Origin of the sequence: Kitasatospora nipponensis (genome assembly GCF_039528135.1) — a bacterium.
Lineage (GTDB): Bacteria > Actinomycetota > Actinomycetes > Streptomycetales > Streptomycetaceae > Kitasatospora > Kitasatospora nipponensis.
The window spans coordinates 1-513 of record NZ_BAAALF010001183.1; the positions used below are offsets into that span (position 1 = coordinate 1).

Below are 513 nucleotides of genomic sequence, written 5' to 3' on the forward strand. Positions count from 1 at the left end.
GGCCGCTGACTAGGGTCGAGTCATGACGAATCGGGGTCGGCTCGAACAGGCCAATGACAATGCGGCAGCCTTCTGGCTGGCCCAGGCGCGGGTGCACGGCTGGGAGTTCACCAGCCGCCCCGGCTTCACGGCGGTCCGATGTGCGCGGGACCCCGCCGACACCCACCGGGTGGTGCTCACCCGCCCGTACGGGCCGGACGGGATCGAACCGCTGCTCGCCGAGCTGGCCGAGCTGCGCAAGGAGTGGAACACCGAGCACCTCATCCTGGAGGACCCGTACAGCGGGCTCGACCTGACCGGTGAGGGGCGGGAGTCCGGGCTCGGCATGGCGGTGATGGTCCGCGAACCGGACGCGCCGTCGATCGCGGAGCTGCCGCCGTCGCTGCGGCTGGCCGGGACGCCGGAGGCGGCCTCGGTGGAGGGACCCACGGTCGGCGGAGTCTCGGCGGAGGGGGTCTCGGTCGCGGAGGTACCCGGAGCCGACGAACTGGCCGACCTGGAGCGGGTCGTGGT

The 513-nt window shown here is 72.7% G+C and carries 1 protein-coding gene; it reads left to right on the forward strand.

Annotated features, from left to right (window positions below):
- Positions 1-22: 22 nt before the first annotated feature.
- A partial coding sequence (locus tag ABD323_RS45560) for a hypothetical protein (protein ID WP_344447792.1) occupies positions 23-513 on the forward strand: 491 nt, incomplete at its 3' end.